We start from the raw sequence: 15,368 nt of genomic DNA, 5'->3' as shown, positions 1-15,368 counted from the left end.
CCTGCAGATCCCCTTCGGGCCCGCCCCCCAAGTGGCGCAGGCGGCGCCGCCGCCCGCCCCGCGAGCGGCGATACCACCGCCCCCACCGCCACCGCCAGCGGCGCGCGCCTTCGAGCTCAAAGCCGACGGCACGTTCGCGTTCGCCAAGTCGGACTTGACGCCTACCGGCCGCACCCGCATCGACAACACGCTCGCGGAGCTCAAGGCCTCGGGCATCCGGCTGCGCGCGATCTCCATCGTCGGGCACACCGATCCGATCGGCAGCGCCGAGTTCAACCAGCGCCTGTCCGTGGCACGGGCCAACTCCGTGCGCGACTACCTGGTCGCCCAAGGCGTGCCGGCCAACATCATCACGACCGAAGGCCGCGGTTTCTCGGAGCTCAAGATCACTGAAGCCGATTGCAGGGCCCAGGGCAAGGCCAGGAACCGCACTGCGCTCATTGCCTGCTTCGAGCCGAATCGCCGAGTGGACATCCGCGCCTCGGGCGAGCAAGGGGGCTAGGGTTCGCGGCCGGCGAAGCGGGAACGCGGCGTGTCAGAGCTTGCGACGCATCTCGATGTGGGCGATGCCGGCTTCTTCGAAAGGATCGCCGTACGGCAGGTAGCCCAGGCGCGCGTAGAAGGCTTCCGCGCTGCGCTGCGCATGCAAGGTGACCTCGCGATCCCCTCGCGCCGCAGCAGCCGCTTCGAGCGCACGCAGCACCGCCGCGCCATGGCCGCCGCTGCGCAGGGTCCGGTGCACCGCCATGCGTCCGATGCGCCCGACGCCGGGCGCCTCTGTCACCAGCCGACCCGTCGCGACGGCTTGTCCCAGGCGATTGCGCGCGACGGCGTGCACGGCGGTCGCATCGTGCTCGTCCCATTCGAGCTCCTTGGGAATGCGCTGCTCTTCGATGAACACGTCGCGGCGCACCTTGCCCGCGCCATCGCCGAGCGAGTCCCAGTGGCCCGTGACGACTTCGCGCATCGATTCGCCGGCCTCGAACACGGCGAGAACCTCGCGCAACAACGGCGGCACCGGCCTGGAAGTCTGCGTGGCGGGATCAGCAAACACGTACACCAGCTCGCAGGTCACGAGCAGTTCATCGCCACGGTACAGGCCGCCCATGAAGAGGATCGACGAGTTGCCCACGCGCATGCATTTCATGCCGACGTCCAGCAGGTCATCCACCCGTGCCGATGCGTTGAACTCGACCGTGGCCTTGCGCACGTAGAGGTCGCCTCCGAGCGCCTGCATTGCATCTTCGTACGGTAGCGCCATCGCGCGCCAGTAGTCGGCGATCGCGGTGTCGAAGTACATCAGGTAGTGCGCGTTGAAGACGATCTTCTGCATGTCCACCTCGGCCCATCGCACGCGCAGGCGGTGGAAGAATCGAAAGTCGGATTTCTTGATGGTTTCGGTCATGGTTGCAAGGCTTCTTTCAATGCGCGGGCTGCGTCGGTGTGGGCCTGGAGGGCTTCGGGGATGGCGCGTCCCATCTTGACGAATTCGTGGATGACGCCGCGATAGATCTCCAGATCGACCGGCACGGCGGCCGCGCGCAACTTGTCGGCGTAGGCGATGCCTTCGTCCACCACCGGATCGTATTCGGCGAGGCCGATCCATGCCGGCGCGACACCTTCCACGTCATCGGCGTTGAGCGGCGCGAAGCGCCAGTCGTCGCGATCGGCCGGGGAGTTCACGTACAGGCCGAAGAACCAGCTGATGAGTGCTTCCCCGAGCAGAGGCCCTTCGGCGAATCTTCTGTGCGAAGGCGTGTCCTGGTGCGCGGCGGTGCCGGGGTAGATCAGCATCTGCAGCGCGAGCGGAATGCCCGCATCGCGCGCGAAGATGGCGCAGACGGCCGCCAGGGTGCCCCCCGCGCTATCGCCGCCGACAGCGATGCGCGTGCCGTCGAGGCCCCACCGTCCCGCGTTCTTCGCAAGGTGCTCGAGCGCGTCCCAGGCATCGTTCGACGCCGTCGGAAATTTGTGCTCCGGCGCCAGCCGGTAGTCCACCGACACCACGGCGCAGCTGCTCTTTTCGCTCAGCACGCGGCACAGGATGTCGTGGGTGGCAATGCTGCCCACCGTGAAACCGCCGCCGTGAAAGAACAGCAGCACCGGAAGCGCTTCGTTCGAAGGCGCATACAGACGCGCCGGCATGGCATACCCGTCGCGTGCGGGCAAGCTGAAATCCTCGACGCGCGCGAGCTGCGGCTTGGGCACTTCGAGCACACCGGCACCTTTCTCGTAGGCGGCCTTGGCCTCGGCGGGGGTCAGCGCATGCAACGGCGGACGTCCGGCGCGCGCCATGCGGTCGACCACGCTGGCCATCTTGGGGGTGAGCCCGATCATCGCGTCAGGCTTCCTCTGGCAAGCCGCCGTGCGCCGTTTGTCTCGATGGCGTCAACCGCAAGGGTTTTTTTCGTGTCCAAGTTGCTCCGTGCTTGTTAGATTCGAAGGCCCGCATCGTACCGTCCGCACCCCATGGCTCTCATCCAGTACCTCACCCAGATCCAGTTCGACTTCGGCGCCATTCAGCTGCTTCGCAGTGAATGCGAGCGCATCGGCATCACCCGCCCCCTGGTCGTGACCGACGCCGGCGTGCGCGCCGCGGGCATCCTGCAGAAGGCGCTCGATGCCCTTGGCGATCTGCCTGCTGCCGTCTTCGACCAGACGCCATCCAACCCGACCGAAGCCGCGGTGCGCGCAGCCGCCGCCCTGTACCGCGAAGGCGGATGCGACGGGCTGATCGCCGTCGGAGGCGGCTCCGCCATCGACTGCGCCAAGGGCGTCGCGATTGCAGCCACGCACGAAGGCCCGCTCAAGACCTACGCCACCATCGAAGGCGGCTCGCCGAAGATCACCGACCGCGTGGCGCCCCTGATCGCCGTGCCCACCACCAGCGGCACCGGCAGCGAGGTGGCGCGAGGCGCGATCGTGATCGTCGACGACCACCGCAAGCTCGGCTTCCACAGCTGGTTTCTCATGCCCAAGGCCGCCATCTGCGACCCCGAACTCACGCTCGGCCTGCCGCCCCGGCTGACCGCGGCAACCGGCATGGATGCCATCGCGCATTGCATGGAAACATTCATGTCGGCCGCCTTCAATCCGCCAGCGGACGGCATCGGTCTCGACGGGCTCGAGCGCGCCTGGGGCTACATCGAGCGCGCCACCAAGGACGGCAGCGACCGCGAGGCGCGGCTCAACCTCATGAGCGCCTCGATGCAGGGTGCGATGGCCTTCCAGAAGGGCCTGGGCTGCGTGCATTCGCTGAGTCACAGCCTGGGCGGCGTCGATCCGCGGCTGCACCATGGCACGCTCAACGCCCTCTTCCTGCCGGCCGTAATCCACTTCAACGCCGGCGCCGAATCGGTGCAGAAGGACCGGCGCCTGCAACGCATGGCGCAGGCCATGCACCTGGATTCCGCCGGCGACTTGGGCGATGCGATCCGCGACATGTGCGCGCGGCTCGATCTGCCCAAGGGGCTCGCCGAAGTCGGCGTGACGCCTGACATCTTCGAGAAGGTGATCGACGGCGCGATGGCGGACCATTGCCACAAGACCAATCCGCGGCTCGCCACGCGCGACGACTACCGGCAGATGCTCGAAGCGTCGATGTAACGCATCGCTCAGGAGACTGCGGCGGTCTGGCCCAGCAACCAGTCGCGGAACAGCTTCATAGACGGGCTCAACGTTCGCGAGCGGAGACGGGTCAACCAGTAGTCGCCGGTCATGACCTCGATGGACAGCGGTCGTGCGAGCCGGCCGTCTTGAAGTTCGCGCTCGAACATCGACGCCGGCGCGAGCGCCACGCCCGCGCCCTGCATCGCCGCCTCGACCATGAGGCGCGATGAATCGAACACGGGTCCACGGATCGCCGGTGCGTCGATTCCGGCGGCGGCGAACCACCCTGGCCAGTCCTCGGCGCGGTAGGAGCGCAGCAGCGTCTCGTGCAGCAGATCCTGCGCCCGCCGGACGCGCGCGGCCACGATAGGCGCGCACAACACTGTCAGCGGCGCCGAGAGCAGGTGATCGGCGTGCAGGCCCGGCCAGTTGCCATCGCCGAAGCGAATCGCGAAATCAAGACCTTCCGCCGCCAGGTCGACTACGTTGTTGTGCGTCATCAGGCGCAGATCGATGAACGGGCAGCTTTCGCGAAACAGCCGCAGCCGCGGCATCAGCCAGCCCACCGCGAAGGTGCCGACCACACCGATGCTGAGCACCTCGAAGAAGTGCCCGTTGTCGAACTGCTGGATGACCGCTTCGATGCGGCCGAAGGCATCCGCCAGCACGGGCAGCAATGCGTGGCCTTCATCCGTGAGCGCGAGGCCGCGCGGCAGGCGACGGAACAAGGCGACGCCGAGGCGGGCCTCCAGTCCGCGCACCTGCTGGCTCACGGCCGCCTGCGTCACGTTGAGTTCGCTCGCCGCCAGAGTGAAGCTCAGATGGCGTGCGGAGCATTCGAAGGCGCGCAAGGCGTTGAGGGGGAGATGAGGACGCGCCATTCGAGCCGAAAGATTTTCTTTTGCGATCCAGAAAATACCATCGTTTGTGCCATCGGCCAGATGCGCGGAAAGTACGCCGCTTTCAAGGAGAACGATGAATGGATCGACGACTGTTTTCAACCGGCCTGATGGCTTGCCTGTCCGGTCTCGGCACCCTCGCCCATGCGAGCGACAAGGCCGAACTTTCCCAACGCTTCGCGGAGATCGAAAAGGCCAGCGGCGCCCGCCTCGGCATCTCGGTGCTCGACACCGGCAGCCGCATACGCGCCGGCCATCGCGAGGACGAGCGCTTTCCCATGTGCAGCACCTTCAAGTTCCTGGCCGCCACGGCGATCCTGGCTCGCGTCGACCAGCAGAAAGAGCGGCTGGATCGCCGCGTCGTCTTCAGTCAGCGTGACTTGGTGGACTACTCCCCGGTTACCGAAAAGCACGTTGGCAGCGCAGGGATGACGGTGGCGGAGATCTGCGAAGCCGCCATCACGCGCAGCGACAACACGGCCGGCAACCTGATGCTTGCGAGCATCGGCGGGCCTGTCGGCCTGACGCGCTACACGCGCTCGCTCGGCGACAAGCGCACACGCCTTGACCGCACCGAGGCCGCTCTGAACGAGGCCCGCCCCGGCGACCCTCGCGACACCACCATGCCGGCTGCCATGCTCGGCGACATGCAAAAGATTCTTTTGGGCGATGCGCTCTCGCAGCCATCGCGCGCCCAGCTCTTGCGCTGGCTCGACGCCAACCAGACCGGCGGCCAGCGCCTGCGCGCCGGCGTTCCGGCGGACTGGGTGGTCGGCGACAAGACCGGCTCGGGAGACCGGGGCACGGCCAACGTCATCGCAATCCTGCGTCCACCCGGTCGCGGGCCGATCCTGGCTGCCGTGTACCTCACGCAAAGCACCGCTTCGATGGAGGCCCGCAATGCGACGATCGCCTCGGTCGGCGCTGCATTCGCCAAGGCCGCCTGAGGCCCGGATTCAGTCCGGCTTGACGCCGGCGGTCTTGATGACCTGCGCCCACTTGGCGGTCTCCGCCGCGATGAAGGCATCGAACTCTTCCGGCGTGCTGCCCGCAGGGAAGGTGCCCATGGCCTCCAGCTTGGCCTTGGTCTCGTCGCTCTTGATGATGCGCGCCACTTCGTCCGACATCCGCTTGACGATCTCGCGCGGCGTACCCGCCGGGGCCAGCATGCCGGCCCAGGTGCTGCCGGTGAACCCGGGGAAGCCTTGCTCGATGAAGGTCGGCACCTCGGGCAGGACCGGCAACCGCCGCTCGCTCGCCACGCCGATCAGGCGCACCTTGCCGGCCTTGCCTTGGTTGATGAGCCCCGTGGGCGCGTCGAAGAAGAGCTGGATCTGCCCGCCCATCAGGTCGGTCAGCGCCGGGACCGCGCCCCGGTACGGGATGTGGATCATGTAGGTCTTGGTGAGCGACTTCCACAGCTCGCTCGTCAGGTGCGCGGCGGAGCCGTTGCCCGACGAGCCGAAGCTCACCTTGCCCGGGTTGGCGCGTGCGTAGTCGATCAGTTCCTTGGCGGTCTTGAAAGGTGCGTCGTTGTTGACCGCCGCGAGCAGCGGCGACACGCCCATCAGCGACACGCCGACCAAGTCCTTGCGCGGGTCGTAGGGCAGCTTCGGGTAGAGCGTCGTATTGGCCGCATAGGCCGCGATCACGACGCCGAAGGTGCTGCCGTCCGGCGCTGCCTTGGCGACGGCATCGACACCGATCAGGCTGTTGGCGCCCGGCTTGTTGTCGATGACGATGGTCTGCCCGAGCCGGCTCTGCAGTCCGGGCTGAATCAACCGCGCCATCTGGTCTGTGAAGCCGCCCGGCGTGTAGGGCACGACGATGCGAATCGGCTTGTTCGGCCATGCGGACTGGGCCAATGAAGGCGCCGCGATCGACACCGCTGCGGCAGCGGTCGACAGGTTGAAGGCGCGGCGGGTCAGGCGGATAGCTGGCATCGAAGATCTCCCTTGTCTCGAGTGCGCATTCTGTAAGGTGGCCCATGCGCCGCTCCTCAGGGTTTGCCCGCCGCGCTAGCATGCGCCATGGCACACGATCACGACCATCACCACGATCACGACGACGACCATAGCGAGCTCGGCGAGATGGACCTTCGGGTCCGCGCACTCGAAACCGTGCTCACGCAAAAGGGCTACATCGACCCGGCCGCGCTCGACGTGCTCATCGACACCTACCAGACGAAGATCGGCCCGCGCAATGGCGCGCGCGTGGTCGCAAGGGCCTGGGCCGATCCGGTGTTCCATGACTGGCTGATGAAGGACGCCACCGCCGCGATCGCCTCGCTCGGCTTCACCGGCCGACAGGGCGAGCACATGGTCGCCGTGGCCAACACCGACGATCGCCATCACATGGTGGTCTGCACGCTGTGCAGCTGCTATCCGTGGCCGGTGCTGGGCTTGCCGCCCACCTGGTACAAGAGCGCGCCCTACCGCTCGCGGGCGGTCAAGGACCCGCGCGGCGTGCTGGCCGAATTCGGCGTGCAACTGCCGGAATCGACCGCGATCCGCGTCTGGGACTCCACCGCCGAAGTTCGTTACCTCGTGATCCCCCAACGCCCGGCCGGCACCGAGGGCTGGAGCGAAGAGCAACTGGCCGAACTGGTCACGCGCGATTCGATGGTCGGCACCGGCCTCGCCCGCGCCCCGGAGGCTGCGTGATGAACTACACCACCCATGCAGACCTTGGCGGGCGTGACATGCCCGGAGCGATCGTGCCGGAGCCGGAGGGAGAGCCGTTTCATGCGACGTGGGAAGCGCATGCATTGGCGTTGACGCTTGCCATGGGCGGCACCGGCTCATGGAACATCGATATCAGCCGCAGCGCGCGCGAGACGCTGCCGAACTACGCCCGGCTGAGTTACTACCAGATCTGGCTGGCCGCACTCGAGAAACTGATGGCCGAGCGCTCGCAAGTGCTGCCGGACGAAGTCGCCGCGGGCCGCATGCTGCATCCGCCGCAGCCCGTGAAGCGCGTGCTCCACGCGGCCGATGTGCCTGCCGCGCTCGCCAAAGGCTCGGCCACCGAAAGGCCCGCAACCGCACCGGCGCGCTTCGCAGTCGGCCAGCGCGTGCGGACCCGGACCGGCCACGTCGACCATCACACCCGCCTGCCCGGCTACGTGCAAGGCAGGGTCGGCACCGTCGAGCATCTGCATGGCATGCACGTCTTCGCCGACGCGCATGCGCAAGGCCTGGGCGAGCAGCCGCAATGGCTCTACACGGTCGTCTTCGACGGCCACACACTGTGGGGAGCCGGCGCCGAGGCAGGACTCAGCGTGTCGGTGGATGCGTGGGAAAGCTATCTGGAGTCCGCCGCATGACGCCATCGACGCCCTTGCTGCCCGGCATGCCGACGGACGACGGCATCGAACCGGTCTTCCGCGAACCGTGGGAGGCGCATGCCTTCGCGATGGCCGTGTCCCTGCATCAGCGCGGACTGTTCACCTGGCCCGAGTGGGCCGATACGCTGGCCCGACAGATCACCGCCGCGCAGGCCTCCGGCGATGGGGACCTGGGCGATACCTACTACCGCCACTGGCTGGCGGCGCTGGAGTCGCTCGTCGCGAGCAAGGGTGCCAGCTCCGACGAAGAACTGATGCGCTACCGCGATGCCTGGGACCGCGCCGCCGAACGCACGCCGCACGGCCAGCCGATCGAGCTTTGCGATCAGGACTTTCGCTGAGCCACGCGATCAACCCTTCTTGCCGCCAAACACCAGCAACGCCCCGCCGACCACGATGGCAGCAACGCCGGCCCAGATCGGGAAGTTCACTTTCTGCTTTTCCTTCACCGACAGCTCGACCGGACCGAGCTTGAGCTGATGCGTCTCCTTGGTGAAACTGAAGCCGCCCGTGCCCAAGGCGGCGATGCCTGCCACGATCAGGATCAATCCGATGATTCGGGTCGCGTTCATGAGATGTCTCCGGTATGGCCTCCACTTTAGCCGTGCCGAAGCCTCACAGCGGCAGGACGTCGCGCTCGCTGCCGCCGTGCAGCCATTCCGCGAATTCGTCCGCCAACCGGCGCGACTCCTGCGCCGCGGTGCTCCAGGACTTGATTCGCGCCGGGGCGTCGTTGCCGTAGCGAACGAAGTCATTGCGGTCGGGCAGCTTGCCGTTCGGCAGGCCCTTGACCCATTCCGGGTTCGGCGCCAGAACGACCATGCGGTCGAGGAAGCCGGTGGGCTTGTGACGCCACTTGAGTCCCTTGTCGAGCCAGCCCGGCACCACGGCCTTCTGGAAATGTGGGTACAGGACGATGCCGTCCGCGTTGCCGTAGTCCAGGTGCAGGTGGTAGTCGGTGATGCCGCCGTCCCAGTAGGCGCCCGGCGGGGCGCCCGGGATGTCGTGCACGGCTTCGAGCATGAAAGGGATCGAGCACGAGGCCTGCAGCGCGAGCTCGAAATTGCCTTCGCGCAGATCGACCTGCCGTGTGCGGAAGTCCCGCGTGCCGAAAGGCAGCGTCGCGCCCGGTGTCGAGAACACCACGCGCTCCAGCCACGCGCCGAGGCTCTTGCGGTGCACGCTGTTGGTGATGAAGGCGCCAAGATAGCCCATCGGCGTGCGCGCCCGCCCTTCCCGTCCGAGGATGTGGCGGCCGCGCGAGGTGATCACGTGCAGCCGGTAGCGCGAATGCCCCAGCACTTCGGCCGAGCGCCCGCCATAGAAGCTGCGCAATCCTTCGCCGAATTGCGCGCTGACCTGTTTTGCGCTCAGGCGCTTCTGGCCCGCCGGCACTTCGAAATGCTGGTGGATGTAGCCGTGCTCGAACTCTTCGAAAGCCTTCCGCGCATTGCCAAGGCAGGCATTGGCCAGCCGCCAGGCGCCGATCGATGCACCCACGAGGTCAATGGGCTGCACGGCCTGCGGCAGCCAATCACCGAAGAGAAAGCGGTCGATCGGCCCGAGGATCAGGCCCTTGGGTCCACCGGCCGCACCGGGAATGGTGCGCACGTCCTGCGGACGCAGGCCCTGCGCGGCGATGTGTTCGCGGGCGGCCGGCCCGGCGTAGATGCAAAGCGCTTTCATGCCGCATCCACTGGCAAGAATCGTGCGCCGCCGCCCACGGTTTCCACTTACTTGCGCAAGCCTTGGAGCTTCGCGAAGGCCGACGCCATCTGGCCTGCCGGCTGCGGCGAGTTGTCGCGCCGCGGGCCCTGCTGGCCGCGCCCTGCCCCTTCGAAGCGGTTCTCGCGCGGACCGTCGCGCCGAGAAGGCGCTGCGTCGAGCTTCATCGACAGGCCGATGCGCTTGCGCGCCACGTCGACTTCCATCACCTTGACCTTGACGATGTCGCCGGTCTTCACGACCTCGCGTGCGTCGTTGACGAACTTGTGCGAGAGCTGGCTCACGTGCACCAGGCCGTCCTGATGCACACCGAGATCGACGAAGGCGCCGAACTGCGCCACATTGCTCACCGTGCCTTCGAGCACCATGCCCTCGACCAGGTCCTTGATGTCCTCGACGCCATCGTTGAAGCGCGCGACCTTGAAGTCGGGGCGCGGGTCGCGGCCGGGCTTCTCGAGTTCGCCGAGGATGTCCTTGACAGTGATGAGGCCGAACTTTTCATTCGCGAAAAGTTCGGGCTTGAGCGTCTTCAGCATCTCGGCGCGACCCATCAGCTCGGCGACGGGCTTGCCCGTCGTTTCGATCATCTTCTCGACCACCGGATAGGTTTCCGGATGCACGCCCGTCAGGTCGAGCGGATTCGAGCCGCCCCGGATGCGCAGGAAGCCCGCGCTCTGCTCGAAGGTCTTGGCTCCGAACCCGCTCACGTCCAGCAACTGCTGGCGGCTCGCAAACGCGCCGTTGGCTTCGCGCCAGCGCACCACGGCCTTGGCCACGCTCGCCGACAGGCCTGACACGCGCGATAGCAGCGGCACGCTCGCGGTGTTGAGGTCCACGCCGACCGAGTTCACGCAATCCTCGACGACCGCATGCAGGGTGCGCGCGAGTTCGCTCTGGTTCACGTCGTGCTGGTACTGGCCCACGCCGATCGACTTGGGATCGATCTTCACCAGCTCGGCCAGCGGGTCCTGCAGTCGGCGCGCGATGCTCGCGGCACCGCGCAGGCTCACGTCGACGTCTGGCATCTCCTGCGAGGCAAATTCGCTCGCCGAGTAGACCGAGGCGCCCGCCTCGCTTACCACCACCTTGTCGACGTTCACGTCCGGCGCACCGGCCTGCGCCGTCATCTTCGCCAGCAGCTTGATGAGGTCGGCGGCCAGCTTGTCGGTCTCGCGGCTCGCTGTGCCGTTGCCGATGGCGATCAGGTTCACGCCGTGCTTCGCGCAGAGCTTGCCGAGCGTGTGGAGCGAGCCTTCCCAGTCCTTGCGAGGCTCGTGCGGGAAGACGGTCGCGGTCTCGACCAGCTTGCCGGTCGCATCGACCACCGCCACCTTCACGCCGGTGCGGATGCCCGGGTCCAGGCCCATCACCACGCGCTGGCCAGCCGGTGCGGCGAGCAGCAGGTCGCGCAGGTTGTCGGCGAAGACCTTGATCGCGACCTTCTCGGCCTCTTCGCGCAGGCGCGTGAAGAGGTCGCGCTCGGTCGACAGCGACAGCTTGACCCGCCAGGTCCATGCCACGCACTTGCGGAGCAAGTCGTCGGCCGGACGGCCGGCATGGCTCCATCCCAGGTGAAGTGCGATCTTGCCTTCGGCGATGGAGGGCTTGCCCGGCTCGGGCTCGACCGGCAGCACCAGCCTGGCGTCGAGGATTTCCTGCGCACGCCCGCGGAACACCGCCAGCGCGCGGTGCGATGGCACGCGGCCGATGGGCTCGTCGTAGTCGAAGTAGTCGCGGAACTTGGCGATATCGGCGTTGTTCTCGTCCTTGCCGGCCATCAGGCCCGACTTGAAGAGTCCCTCGGCCCACAGCCATTCGCGCAGGCGCTGCACCAGTGCGGCGTCTTCGGCCCAGCGCTCGGAGAGGATGTCGCGCACGCCGTCGAGCACCAGGGGCACCGTCGAGAAGTCCAGGCCGTCGGCAGCCGGTTTCACGAAGGCGGCGGCCTCATCGGACGGGTTCAGCGTCGGGTCGGCAAAGAGCTTGTCGGCCAGCGGTTCGATACCGGCCTCGCGCGCCATCTGGCCCTTGGTGCGGCGCTTGGGCTTGAAGGGCAGGTAGAGGTCTTCCAGTTCCTGCTTGGTCGGCGCGGCGTCGATCGCGGCGCGGAGTTCGGGCGTCAACTTGCCCTGTTCGTCGATGCTCTTCAGGACTGCCGCACGGCGGTCTTCGAGTTCGCGCAGATAGGACAGTCGAGCCTCGAGTTCGCGCAACTGGATGTCGTCGAGGCCGTCGGTGGCTTCCTTGCGGTAGCGCGCGATGAAGGGCACGGTGGCGCCACCGTCGAGCAGATCGACGGCGGCCTTCACCTGATGCTCGCCGACCTTGATCTCTGCGGCGAGCTGGCGAATGATTTTCTGCATGTCTGAAGAGCGTCCCTGAGGCCTGCGGCGCCGCCATCGGGGCGCCTTGCGGATAAAGCGCGGAAGTTTGCCATAGGGCCCAGGGCCACAATCGTCGCCAATGCGTATCTTGAAGAAACTCCTTCGCGCCCTCGCCGCACTCGTGCTCGTGCCGGTGCTGCTGTTCGAGGAGTGGGGCTGGGAGCCACTGGCTCGCGCACTGGGAAAGCTCTCGCGACTGGCCATCTGGGCGCACCTCGAAAGTGGGCTGCGCGCCCTGCCGCCCTGGGCGGCGGTGCTCGCCTTCCTCGCACCGATGTTGCTGCTGCTGCCGGTCAAGCTGCTCGGCTTGTTCCTATTGGGCGAGGGTCATGCGAAAAGCGCCGTCAGCTTGCTGTTGGCCGCCAAGCTGGTCGGGACGGCGACCCTGGCATGGCTCTTCCAACTCCTCGAGCCGGCTCTGATGCGCATTCCGGTGTTCGCGCGCTGGTACCCGCGCTGGAAGGCGTGGAAGGATGCTTTGCTGACGATCGTTCGGCAGAGCGCTCCCTGGCGGGCCGTGCGTTCCCTCAAGAACAGCGCCCGCCGTTGGTGGCGCAGCATGCGCCGGACTTCCTGAAGCAGAATTTTCATCCGGGTAGATTGAAAATCGATTTTTGTCCGGGTATTATTCGCGCCCCATGTCCTCCTCCACACCCGAATCCACCCTCACCGCCTTCGTCGGTTTCCGGCGCATCGCCTCCGGTCCGCGCTCGCAGGTCATTGCGCAACTTCGCAAGCAAGGCGACCGCAGCGACGAGGTGCCGACCTTCGTGTTCGACGACTGCACCGGCGAGCGGCTCGACCTCGATCTGCGTGACGAGCCCGCCGCGCAGGCGGTGGAAGCCGCCCCGCCCGACGAACACGCGACGCGCAGCGTCGGCCGCCCCAAGCTCGGTGTGGTAGCGCGGGAGGTCACGCTGCTGCCTCGGCATTGGGAATGGCTTGGACGCCAGCCCGGTGGCGCGTCTGTGGCCTTGCGCCGCCTGGTCGACGAGGCGCGGCACGTGCACGCCGACCGCGATGCGCAGCGCGCAGCCCGCGAGGCCACCTATCGCTTCATGACCGCGATCGCAGGCGACCTGCCCGGCTTCGAGGAAGCAACCCGCGCACTCTTCGCGGGCGAGCGAGCGCGCTTCGACACGCTGATCGGCCCCTGGCCCGAAGACCTGCGCGCGCATCTGGACAAGCTCGCGGCCGCCGCATGGAGCGCCGCATGAAACCGCCGTCCCAGGCATCCGCAGCCGGCATGATCGACGCCGAAGACATCCAGCACGCCGGCGAGATCGCCGCGCCGCCCGCATCGGTCGTCGACCCGGTGCCGCCGCCGATCGCCTCGCATGCCAACCCGCGCGCGGCCGCCATGGCGTCGCGGCCGCTGTGGAAGACCTTCCTGCTCTTCCTCGCGCCGATGCTGCTCAGCAACATCCTGCAGTCGTTGTCGGGCACGCTCAACAATGTCTACCTCGGGCAGATGATCGGCGTCGGCGCGCTCGCGGCCGTGTCCAGCTTCTTTCCGGTGATGTTCTTCTTCATCGCCTTCACCATCGGTCTGGGCGCCGGCGCATCGGTGCTGATCGGCCAGGCCTGGGGCGCACGCGAGCCTGACAAGGCACGCGCCGTGGCGGGAACCACGCTCACGGTCGGCGTGCTGCTCGGGCTCGCCGTCGCGCTGTTCGGCGGCGCCTTCACCGAGCCGATGCTGCGCTTGCTGGGCACGCCGCCGGACATCCTGGCCGACGCCACGAGCTATGCGCGAATCATCCTGATCGCGATGCCGGGCCTCTTCGTGTTCCTGCTGTCGACGGCCATGCTGCGCGGCGTGGGCGATACGGTGACGCCGCTCTACACGCTGATGATCTCGACCGTGCTCGGCCTGGCGATCACGCCGGCGCTGATCAAGGGCTGGTTCGGCCTGCCGCAACTCGGGGTGGCGAGCGGCGCTTGCGCCACGGTGATCTCCTTCGTCGTCGCGACGGCCTGGCTGGGCTTCCATCTGCGGCGCAAGAAGAGCGTGCTGGCCCCCGACGCCGACTTCATGCGGCACCTGCGTGTGCGGCCGGCGTTGCTCAAGGCGGTGCTCAAGGTCGGCGTGCCGACCGGGGTGCAGATGATCGTGGTCTCGCTGGCCGAGATCGCGCTGCTGTCCTTCGTCAATGCCTACGGCTCCAACGCGACTGCAGCGTACGGCGCGGTGAACCAGGTCGTGGCGTATGTGCAGTTCCCGGCCATCTCGATCGCCATCACGGCTTCCATCCTTGGCGCGCAGGCCATCGGCGCGGGGCAGGTGCAGCGCCTGGGCGCCATCACGCGGACCGCACTGCTGATGAACGTGGTGCTCACCGGCTCGCTGGTCGTGCTGGGCTACCTGTTCTCCCGGCCGCTGATGGGCTTCTTCATCACCAGCGAGCCCGTGATCGAAGTGGCGCAGACGCTGCTGCACATCATGCTGTGGAGCACGGTGATCTTCGGCATGGGTGCCGCGCTCTCGGGGATCATGCGCGCCAGCGGGTCGGTGCTGGTGCCCACCGGCATTTCGATCTTCTCCATCGCGCTGATCGAGGTGCCGGTCGCGTGGTGGCTGAGCCATCGCATGGGTCTGAACGGCATCTGGATCGCCTACCCCGTCGCCTTCACCGCGATGCTGGCGATGCAGGCGTGCTACTACCGCTTCGTATGGCGCAAGAAGACGATTCGCCGACTGATCTGAAGCCGGTCCTGTATTCGTTCCGACGCTGCCCGTATGCAATGCGGGCGCGCATGGCGATTGCTGCGAGCGGCCAGCATTGCGAACTGCGCGAGGTCGTTCTGCGCGACAAGCCGGCCGAACTGCTTGCAGCCTCGCCCAAGGGCACGGTGCCGGTGCTGGTCGATGTGGACGGCAGTGTGATCGAGCAGAGCCTGGACATCATGCTGTGGGCGCTTCGTCGCGACGATCCGGATGGCTGGCTGCGCCCTGCGCGCGGGACGCTGGACGACATGCTTTCGCTAGTCGCGGAATGCGATGGAGATTTCAAGCGTCACCTGGACGGCTACAAGTACCCCGAACGCCATCCCGGACGCGATGCGCCCGCCCACCGCGAGCAAGGCGCCCTCTTCCTCGCGCGACTGGATGCGCGTCTCCAGGCCTCGCGGTGTCTGCATGGCGACCAAGTTGCCCTCACAGATATCGCGATTGCGCCATTTGTTCGGCAGTTCGCGCAGGTGGATGCGGCTTGGTTCCATGCACAGCCGTGGCCAAGATTGCGCGAATGGCTCACTGCGCGGTTGAACGCGCCGGTCTTCGGGCAAGTGATGGACAAGTATCCACCGTGGCGCGCCGGCGAATCCGGCGTCCGCTTTCCCCCATGAACTCCAACAGGGCCTGGTGGGAGAAGCCGGTCAACACCGGAACGCGGCCACTCATTG

17 protein-coding genes are annotated in these 15,368 nt (G+C 67.1%); 10 read left to right on the top strand and 7 right to left on the bottom strand.

Going from position 1 to position 15,368, the window contains the following annotated elements; all coding sequences use genetic code 11:
* Positions 1 to 502: OmpA family protein (locus QTI04_RS22260; RefSeq protein WP_286617607.1), on the top strand; the 502-nt coding region annotated here is incomplete at its 5' end.
* Positions 503 to 535: 33 nt separating this feature from the next.
* Here the strand turns inward: QTI04_RS22260 and QTI04_RS22255 are convergent.
* Positions 536 to 1,405, bottom strand: a complete 870-nt coding sequence (locus QTI04_RS22255) for a YbgC/FadM family acyl-CoA thioesterase (RefSeq protein ID WP_286617606.1) — start codon at positions 1,403 to 1,405, stop codon at positions 536 to 538.
* Entirely contained in the window at positions 1,402 to 2,337 is a 936-nt protein-coding gene (locus tag QTI04_RS22250) for an alpha/beta hydrolase (RefSeq protein WP_286617605.1), read from the bottom strand. Before QTI04_RS22250 ends, QTI04_RS22255 begins: the two co-directional genes overlap by 4 nt.
* Before the next feature lie 132 nt (positions 2,338 to 2,469).
* Here QTI04_RS22250 and QTI04_RS22245 point away from each other — a divergent pair, with 132 nt between their 5' ends.
* Positions 2,470 to 3,606 (top strand): iron-containing alcohol dehydrogenase, encoded by a 1,137-nt coding sequence (locus QTI04_RS22245; protein WP_286617604.1) that lies wholly within the window; start codon positions 2,470 to 2,472, stop codon positions 3,604 to 3,606.
* An 8-nt stretch (positions 3,607 to 3,614) separates the two neighbouring features.
* On the opposite strand, the gene QTI04_RS22240 is transcribed toward QTI04_RS22245, so the two are convergent.
* Positions 3,615 to 4,490 carry a LysR family transcriptional regulator gene (locus QTI04_RS22240; protein ID WP_286617603.1) on the bottom strand — a complete coding sequence of 292 codons (876 nt, stop codon included), beginning with the start codon at positions 4,488 to 4,490 and terminating at the stop codon, positions 3,615 to 3,617.
* 98 nt (positions 4,491 to 4,588) lie between these two features.
* On the opposite strand from QTI04_RS22240, the gene bla reads away from it, so the two are divergent.
* Positions 4,589 to 5,455, top strand: coding sequence for a class A beta-lactamase (bla, locus tag QTI04_RS22235; RefSeq protein ID WP_286617602.1), 867 nt, complete (start codon positions 4,589 to 4,591; stop codon positions 5,453 to 5,455).
* A gap of 9 nt (positions 5,456 to 5,464) precedes the next feature.
* Here bla and QTI04_RS22230 read toward each other — a convergent pair whose 3' ends face one another.
* A complete protein-coding gene (locus QTI04_RS22230) occupies positions 5,465 to 6,451 on the bottom strand; it encodes a tripartite tricarboxylate transporter substrate binding protein (RefSeq protein ID WP_286598398.1) in 987 nt (328 codons plus the stop codon).
* Positions 6,452 to 6,538: 87 nt separating this feature from the next.
* Between QTI04_RS22230 and nthA the strand changes: the two genes are divergently transcribed.
* Genes nthA through QTI04_RS22215 form a run of 3 tightly spaced genes read left to right on the top strand, consistent with a single transcriptional unit; the run spans position 6,539 to position 8,195 of the window.
* On the top strand, positions 6,539 to 7,171 hold the full coding sequence (nthA, locus tag QTI04_RS22225; protein ID WP_286617601.1) for a nitrile hydratase subunit alpha: 633 nt from the start codon (positions 6,539 to 6,541) through the stop codon (positions 7,169 to 7,171).
* Complete coding sequence (gene nthB / locus QTI04_RS22220; protein WP_286617600.1) at positions 7,171 to 7,833, top strand: nitrile hydratase subunit beta; 663 nt, start codon at positions 7,171 to 7,173, stop codon at positions 7,831 to 7,833. The genes nthA and nthB overlap by 1 nt, the downstream gene beginning before the upstream one ends.
* Complete coding sequence (locus QTI04_RS22215; protein ID WP_286617599.1) at positions 7,830 to 8,195, top strand: nitrile hydratase accessory protein; 366 nt, start codon at positions 7,830 to 7,832, stop codon at positions 8,193 to 8,195. Before nthB ends, QTI04_RS22215 begins: the two co-directional genes overlap by 4 nt.
* 9 nt (positions 8,196 to 8,204) lie before the next feature.
* Here QTI04_RS22215 and QTI04_RS22210 read toward each other — a convergent pair whose 3' ends face one another.
* From QTI04_RS22210 to QTI04_RS22200, 3 genes are read right to left on the bottom strand one after another with little or no spacing between them, the layout of a single operon-like run.
* Complete coding sequence (locus tag QTI04_RS22210; protein WP_286598394.1) at positions 8,205 to 8,426, bottom strand: hypothetical protein; 222 nt, start codon at positions 8,424 to 8,426, stop codon at positions 8,205 to 8,207.
* A gap of 43 nt (positions 8,427 to 8,469) precedes the next feature.
* Positions 8,470 to 9,540 carry a phospholipase gene (locus QTI04_RS22205; RefSeq protein WP_286598393.1) on the bottom strand — a complete coding sequence of 357 codons (1,071 nt, stop codon included), beginning with the start codon at positions 9,538 to 9,540 and terminating at the stop codon, positions 8,470 to 8,472.
* A gap of 47 nt (positions 9,541 to 9,587) precedes the next feature.
* Positions 9,588 to 11,942: a Tex family protein gene (locus QTI04_RS22200; protein ID WP_286617598.1), complete on the bottom strand. Its 2,355-nt coding sequence runs from the start codon at positions 11,940 to 11,942 to the stop codon at positions 9,588 to 9,590.
* 100 nt (positions 11,943 to 12,042) lie between these two features.
* Between QTI04_RS22200 and QTI04_RS22195 the strand changes: the two genes are divergently transcribed.
* The 4 genes from QTI04_RS22195 to QTI04_RS22180 all read left to right on the top strand — a co-directional run bounded on the left by QTI04_RS22195 (position 12,043) and on the right by QTI04_RS22180 (position 15,311).
* Positions 12,043 to 12,540, top strand: a complete 498-nt coding sequence (locus QTI04_RS22195; RefSeq protein WP_286617597.1) for a hypothetical protein — start codon at positions 12,043 to 12,045, stop codon at positions 12,538 to 12,540.
* Positions 12,541 to 12,601: 61 nt separating this feature from the next.
* The gene (locus tag QTI04_RS22190; protein WP_286617596.1) at positions 12,602 to 13,180 is read left to right on the top strand and encodes a DUF2239 family protein; all 579 of its coding nucleotides are present in this window, start codon (positions 12,602 to 12,604) and stop codon (positions 13,178 to 13,180) included.
* Positions 13,181 to 13,323: 143 nt separating this feature from the next.
* Entirely contained in the window at positions 13,324 to 14,670 is a 1,347-nt protein-coding gene (locus QTI04_RS22185) for an MATE family efflux transporter (protein WP_286599258.1), read from the top strand.
* The gene (locus tag QTI04_RS22180) at positions 14,637 to 15,311 is read left to right on the top strand and encodes a glutathione S-transferase (RefSeq protein ID WP_286617595.1); all 675 of its coding nucleotides are present in this window, start codon (positions 14,637 to 14,639) and stop codon (positions 15,309 to 15,311) included. The genes QTI04_RS22185 and QTI04_RS22180 overlap by 34 nt, the downstream gene beginning before the upstream one ends.
* Positions 15,312 to 15,368 lie beyond the last annotated feature (57 nt).

The sequence above is a fragment of the Variovorax sp. J22R115 genome, from assembly GCF_030317005.1.
Classification (GTDB): domain Bacteria; phylum Pseudomonadota; class Gammaproteobacteria; order Burkholderiales; family Burkholderiaceae_C; genus Variovorax.
Note: the sequence above shows the minus strand (reverse complement) of the source record. Positions and strands in the feature narration are given on the sequence as shown.